Annotated in this window: 1 protein-coding gene and 1 pseudogene; both read left to right on the top strand. The window is 62.8% G+C overall.

The features are described 5' to 3' along the window. Positions 1-1,458, top strand: a pseudogene (locus tag NUW87_RS11100) (Rib/alpha-like domain-containing protein); the annotation flags it as partial. 525 nt (positions 1,459-1,983) lie between these two features. Continuing rightward, positions 1,984-7,937, top strand: a 5,954-nt coding sequence (locus NUW87_RS11810; RefSeq protein ID WP_269028584.1) for a YPDG domain-containing protein, incomplete at its 3' end; no start/stop codon positions are given.

A 7,937-nucleotide genomic window follows, 5' to 3' on the forward strand; every position in this document is an offset into this window, starting at 1 on the left:
GGTGACAAGATCACTGTTCCGGTTGAGGTGACCTACCCGGATGGTTCGAAGGACAACGTCGATGTCACCGTCACCGTCGAGAAGCCGGTTACCCCGCCGGTGGAGCCGAACGACAAGGACTCTGATGGCGACGGTCTGACTGACGAAGAGGAGAAGGAGCTCGGCACCGACCCGAACAACCCGGACACCGATGGCGACGGCATCAATGACGGCGACGAAGTCACTGGCGACGGCAACAAGTTCGACGGTAAGCCGACCGATCCGCTGAACCCGGACACCGATGGTGACGGCATCAACGACGGGGACGAGGTCAACCGCAAGGACAAGGACGGCAATCCGGCACCGACCGATCCGAACAACCCGGACACCGACGGTGACGGCGTCAACGATGGTGACGAGAAGAAAGACGGCACCAACCCGCTTGAGAAGGACTCCGATGGCGACGGTCTGACCGACGCTGAGGAGAAGGAGCACGGTACCGACCCGAACAACCCGGACACCGATGGCGACGGCATCAATGACGGCGACGAAGTCACTGGCGACGGCAACAAGTTCGACGGTAAGCCGACGGATCCGACTAAGGCTGACACTGATGGTGACGGCATTAACGACGGTGATGAGGTCAACCGTAAGGACAAGGACGGCAACCCGGCTCCGACCGATCCGAACAACCCGGACACCGATGGTGACGGCATCAGTGACGGTAAGGAGATCGAGGACGGCACTGATCCGCTGACTCCGGAGAAGGGCGACGTCAAGGACACCACTCCGCCGACGGTGAACCCGATCAAGCCGGGTGATAAGACCGTCTCTGGTACGGGCGACCGTCCGAACGAGAAGATCATCGTTGAGCTGCCGGGCGGTAAGAAGGTTGAGACTGAGACCGACAAGAACGGCAAGTGGACCGTGAAGGTTCCGGCTGAGGTTGAGCTCAAGCCTGGCGACAAGGTGATTGTCTCCGACGGTGCTGGTAACAAGACCACTGAGCAGGTTGGTATCGACACTGGTAAGTGTGTTGCTACCTCGGTTGGCTTTGGTTTGCCGCTGCTGGCGCTGATCCCGCTGGGCCTGGCTACCCAGATGGAGATTCCGGGTCTGTCCAATGTTGTGGCTGACGCGAATGCTCAGCTGCAGGCTGCGAACACGCAGATTCAGCAGCAGCTGGGTCTGTTCAACCCGGAGATCGCCGCGCAGGTTGATGCTGCGAACAAGCAGCTGGCAGCGTTCGGCACCGACCTGGGCACTGTTGCTGCGGGTCTGGCGCTGATTGCCGCTGGTATCCTCGCCGGCACTTTGATCTACGACAACTGCTCGCCGAATGGTGGTGGCAGCTCTGTGAAGGATCTTGAGCTGAAGGGTTCTTCTGGTAAGACCTACGCTGGTTCTTCGAAGAAGGACAGCAAGGACGCTGAGTCCGGTTCTTCCAAGAAGGACGACAAGGCTGCTGACAAGAAGTAGTAGCTTCGTCTAGTCCGGCTACCTAGCCCCTGTTCTCCCGTAAGGGAGGGCAGGGGCTACTGCTTTGTCTACTGTGCTGCACACCTGCCATCACGCTTCCGGTAGATGGACAGGTGAAAGCTTTCTGTCACGTGTAACCACCTTTCCGGGGGTGTCTTTGTTGCTCTTAGCAAGTTTTTACTCTGCGGGGTCGTACCTGGGGTGGACGCGGCGGCATCCGTGCAGAATGTGTGGATCTGTACAGGTCTGCAACCTGTGTGCTGGGGCCGGTTTTCAGAAACAGATTACTTACGTAATGCACAGGTGGTTTGGTGGCGTCCTGTCCAAGAAGCGGTAGGCCTGCGGTTATAGGTCTTTGATGCATTGGGGAGTCGCCGCGATGTGATACGAAAAGTGTGGGAGAGGTCTTGCTGTTTGGTGGAGGCTTGCTTACTTTGAAGCGCAGAGGCCCTGCCATATCTGTGTGCTTTTCGTTTGTCAGGGCCGCGAATCTTTTGGCACCCGATTCTCTCGAAGGGAAATCTCGTGGAAAAACGTAACATCGTGCGTCGTCGTGGCACGTCCGTGGCGGCAGCCGCGCTCTCGATCGCGTTGGTCGCACCGCTCGCGCAGCCGATCGCAGTGCCTGGCGCTGCCGCTGCAGCATTCGCTGCAGAAGCGGATGCGGACAACGCCGCACCTGACAACAACGCTGGCGCGCTCGAGAACGACTGGCTCCAGCAGAACAACGACAACCTTGAAGGCGAGTTCAAGCCGGGTGAGAATGAAACTGGCTGGCGTCACGTCTATTGGGCAAATGGTGGTGAGAAGGGTGTCACCCAGCCGAAGCCGGTAGAGGGCAAGCCCGGTGTGTACAACATCGACGCCATTGCCCAGCAGCAGATCACCAACGGCATCCACCTGTCTAACGTGGCAGGCCAGGGCAAGGACGTTGTCTCCGGCCGCGCTTCCATTGTCACCCCGCGCGGCGGTGGCCAGCTCACCACCACCTACCAGGGCTTCAAACCGGTTCCGTCGACGGTGCCGGTGTACTTCCAATGGATCGATTCGGACGGTGCCCGTTCCCCGATCTACCAAACCCACACGCACGACCTTGAGGGGCCGTCCGCAGGTAAGGGCATGTACGCATTCGCGGTTCCGGAGTGGGTTGATGCCTCCGGCAAGAAGCACCGCTTCAAGGCAGGCATGGGCCAGCGCTACCGTGTGTGGGCGGATGCCACGCCGCACGATTACGGCGATGAGGGCAACCCTGGCGCCCCGGAGGGGGCCTACGACAACGGCACTCAGAACGAGCTGGTGCCTGTCCGCACCACTGGTGCAGGTTTCCCAGGTGCCTTCGGCATTGCGTCGGGTTCCGCACTCGGCGAGTTCCCGGCTGCCATCAACGTCAACGGCAACATGCAGCGCACCGGTGTGTGGTTCTACGAGCGTCCGTATGAGCCGGGCAAGCCGGAGAACAACTACATGAAGGCCGAAGGCGATGCTGTCACGCTGACGGAGGATATGGCGGACGCCAGCGCAGAGATTGGCTCCAAACTCATCGAGGACCCGTTCGGCCCCATCAAGTACGCGGGCGCGCACCGCGATCCGCTGTGGAAGCGCACGGTCTCCGGCAAGATCTGGCACGAAACCGGCAACAACAACCAGCTGTTTAACGTCGGCGACTCGGTCGGAGACGCGCCGGCAACGGGTGCACAGGGCTACAAGGTGTTCGCCTCCGCGCTCACCCCGGAAGGCGCCGCCAGCTACGACACTGAGGTGGACTCCCTCGACCCGTGGAACCGCGCCGAGAAGGCTAAGGAGTGGATGAAGGCCCACCCGGAGTTCCTCGCTGGCACCGTCTCCGGCGCTCCGAACGAGAAGGGCGAGTACACCCTGCGCTTCCCGGAGTCGCTGTTCCCGGGTAAGGACCAGGCGTATGCAAAGGGCACCCCGGACGGCTTCCAGCGCCACCTGTACGTGTGGGTCGAGGACCCCGAAGGCCGTGTGGTTGCGGCACCGACGAACTACTCGCAGCCGGAGTTCATGGTCGTGGACCGTAACTCGCAGTGGAATCCAACCGGTACGCCGAAGCCGTTGAACTCCTTCGGCTACTCCCGCATCTTCAACATGAACATGGCGTTGGTGAAGGATCCAGACCTGGAACTGAACATCACCAACTACAACAACACCAACAACCCGGCCAAGCGCGGAAACACCGCTCAGGTCGTGATTGACGGTAAGGATCAGCTGCCTGTTGGTGCCCAACTCGAGTGGCGCGACGGCAATGGCAAGGTGCTGAAGTCGTGCACCATCGCCAGCAAGAACGACCTGCGCGACAAGAACGATCCGTCCAAGGATTGCTCCACGTTCGACGTGCCAAAGGACGCGACGCACGGGTCGTACTACTACGCGGCGCTGACCAACGGCTCGCGCGACATCTCCGTCGATTCTTTTGTAGTGCTGGTTGATACCCCGGTGTGGGACGATTTCACCGCTGATCCGAACAAGCAGGATCCGGTGACGCTGGAAAACATCGGCAAGAAGGATCCGCAGGACTTCCCGTCCAACCCCGTCTACCAAGTGCTTGACAAGGACGGAAACACGATCGCCGAGGGGCCACTGACCGGTGACGATCCAGTCGGTGTCAGCATCGACCCCGACACCGGTGACCTCACCTTCGATCCGAAGGAGCAGAGCACCGAACCGGGTGAGAAGTACACCGTCAAGGTGTACGACGAGATCTACAAGACCGACCCGGACACTGGTGACGTTGTCACGGACGAAGAGGGCAAGCCCGTCGTCGAGGAGAAGCGCTTCATCGACGATGCGACGATCTCTTACCTCGCCGTCGCCGACGACTACGACCCGTCCTACGACGAGTATGTCTACGCGCTGGGCAGGGGCGAAACCGCAACTGGCAAGGGCGAGATCCGAGCGACGTTCACCGACGTCACTGACACGGACAACCCGGTCACCGTCGCACGAGAAGACATGGACCCGAAGCTCGGCGCCATGGGCGACGGCAAGGAGCAGTCCAAGGCGTTTGAGTTCGCTCCGCTCCCAGAGGGCTGGAACTTGGTTGCCAAGGCTGGCGACGTGAAGAACCCGGGCGACATCTCCATCGACTCCTGGGCTACGTTGCGCAATTCCCACAAGAAGGACCGCGGCCAGATCACCTTCATCCCTCCGCAGGGCGCTAAGGCTGGCGACGAGTACGAGCTGCCGGTGAAGGTGACCTACGCTGACGGCACCGAAGACTCCACCACCGCGAAGATCACCATCGTGGGCAAGGTCGCGGACCTGTACGACGTGGACTACGGCGAGGCGGTCGCCAGCGCTGGCGGCAGGCCCGTCACGCTGGACCCGATTGTCACGCGCAACACCGGTGTCCCGGCATCGGCGCCGGAGGGCACGAAGTACGAGCTGGATCCGGACTTTAAGGTTCCGGCAGGCTACGGCATCGAGGTCGACCCGGACACCGGCGTGATCACCGTGACGCCGCCGGAGAACGCAACTGACGCGACCGAGAAGGACTTCGAGGTCCCGGTGTTGGTCAACTACCCGGATCAGACGATCAACGGCACCAAGGTCACCGGCGGACAGGACAAGGCAACCGGCCGTGTCCTGCTGGACTCCGACGGCAACGGTGTCCCGGACATCCGCGATGTTGTGGTCACCCCGCAGGACCAGGAGGTCGACGAGGGCGATGAGATCACGCCGATCGAGGTCACCCCGGGTGACCCCGAAGCCGAGATTACGTTCAACCCGGAATCGGGCAACAAGCTTCCCGACGGCCTGAAGTTCGAAGACGGCAAGATCGTTGGCACCCCGGTGGTGGAAAACTGGGAGCCGGGCGAGACCGAGCGCATCATCCCGATTGAGGTCCAGGTGACCAACCCGGATGGCTCCACCGCTACGGAAACCGCTGTGGTTCGCGTGCAGAAGGATCCGAGCCAGCACAAGGTCCGCGTGCACGTCGTGCCGGAGCTGACTGTTCCGGTGGGCAAGCCGATTACGGAGATTCCGGTGCGAGCCACTGAGGCGAACGACGCGGAGAAGCTGGCGGAAGACGCCACCATCGAGGTCTTCTGGTTCGACGAGAACGGTGATCCCATCGCGGACAGCGACAACGGCGTCAACGGCCTGTCCTTCGACGAGGAAAAGTCCGCGATTGTCGGCACCCCGGAGAAGGCAGATCAGAACTACCGCATCGTTGTCCGCGCCTCCCGTGACGGCCAGACGGATGAGACGTACCTGCGCCTGCGCACCGTCGAGAACACCGACCCAGCGCTCATGCCAGGTACCGTCACCGACAAGGTTCCGGCTGACGGCACCCCGAAGGTGCTGGACGACACGGTGCAGAACGTCACCGACGGTCTGACCGGTGAGGTCCGCGACAAGGACGGCAACGTCATCGACGACGCCAAGGTGGAGATCGGCACCGACGGCAAGATCACCGTCACCGTCCCGGAGGGCACCGACCCGCAGGACGCCACCGTCGCCATCAAGGACGCCGATGGCAACCAGGTCGGCGAGCCGATCGACATCGAGATCACCGAGCCGGCGCCGTCCATCGACAACGGCGAAGGCAAGGTCGAGGTACTCGAGCCGGGCGCCGAGGAGCCGACCAAGCTCGACGACAAGGTCACCAACCCGACCGAGGGCATGACCGGCGAGGTCCTGGACAACGACGGCAACCCGATCACCGGCGCCGAGGTCACTGTCGACCCGGAGACCGGTGAGATCACCGTGAAGGTGCCGGAGGACGCTCCGACCGGCCCGGCCACTGTGGTCATCAAGGACGCCGACGGCAACCAGGTCGACGACCCGATCCACGTCGTGATTGCGGAGCCGACCGCAGACCCGACGACCGTTGATGACTCCAACGTCACCGAGGTCCAGCCGACCGATGACGAGCAGTCCACCGGTATCAAGGTGGACAACCTCGACGGCGACACCCGCGTCCAGGCGAAGGACGAGGACGGCAAGGTCATCCCGGTCATCGTGGATGAGGACGGCAACGTCTCGGTCGTGCCGGGCACCGATGTCGACGGCCCGATCACGGTCACCGTCACCGACCCGGATCTGCCGGGCGGCAAGACCGAGATCGAGGTCCCGGTCGCGGGCCACACCAAGGACAAGGGCGACAACGGCTCCGACCGCACCGTCGTGCCGGGCACCAAGGTCGAGGAGATTGAGCAGGGCGGCGAGGACACGCTCGACGACAAGGTGAAGAACCCGACCGACGGTATGACCGGCGAGGTCCGCGACAAGGACGGCAACCCGATCGACGGCGCGAAGGTCACGGTCGACCCGGAGACCGGCGAGATCACCGTCACCGTGCCGGAGGATGCTCCGACTGGCCCGGCCACCGTGGTGGTCAAGGACAAGGACGGCAACGACGTCGGCGGCCCGATCCATATCGTGGTCACCGAGAAGCCTGCCGAGGAGACGGAAGGCCCGGTCGTCGTGCCGGTCGTGACCACCGTGGACGACTCCGAGGTTTCCCCGGTCGACCCGACCGACGATGAGCAGCTCACCGGCATCGTGGTGAAGAACCCGTCCGAGGACACCAAGGTCACCGCGGTGGACGAGGACGGCAAGGAGATCCCGGTCCGCATCGACAACAACGGCAACGTTCGCGTCACCCCGGGCGAGGATGTGGACGGCCCGATCACCGTCACCATCACCGACGACAACCTGCCCAACGGCGCGGTTGACGTCGAGGTCCCGGTCAACGGCCACGAGAAGGGCGTCGACGACAACGGCGTGTCCGTCGAGGTGGACAAGGGCGGCATCAAGACCGTCGAGCCGAACGGCGAAGAGCAGGAGACGGGCATCAAGGTGAAGAACCCGTCCGAGGACACCAAGGTCACCGCGGTGGACGAGGACGGCAACCCGGTTGAGGTGAGGATTGACGACAACGGGAATGTCGTCGTCAAGCCTCAGCCCGGCGTCGATGGTCCGATCAAGGTCACCATCACCGACCCGAGCCTGCCCAACGGTTCCGTCGAGTTCGAGGTGCCGGTTGCGGGCCACGAGAAGAACCGCGACGACAACGGTTCCGACAAGCCTGTCGACGACAACGGCACGACTGTGGACGCCTCCGGCAAGAACTCCGTCAAGCCGACCGACGAGAAGCAGGACTCGGGCATCAAGGTGAACAACCCGTCCGAGGACACCGAGGTCACCGCCACCGACGAGGACGGCAAGGACATCCCGGCCGAGATCGACGGGGACGGCAACATCCACCTCACCCCGGGCACCGATGTGGACGGCCCGATCACGGTTACCGTCACCGACCCGAACCTGCCTAACGGCGCGGTCGAGGTGGAGGTGCCGGTGGACGGCCACTCCAAGAACGTCGACGACAACGCCATCTCCGTGGACAAGGACGGCGTCCAGCCGGTCAATCCGACGGACGAGAAGCAGGACTCGGGCATCAAGGTGAACAACCCGTCCGAGGACACCGAGGTCACCGCCACCGACGAGGACGG

This window comes from Corynebacterium pilbarense (assembly GCF_026930265.1).
In the GTDB taxonomy this organism is placed as follows: Bacteria; Actinomycetota; Actinomycetes; order Mycobacteriales; family Mycobacteriaceae; genus Corynebacterium; species Corynebacterium pilbarense.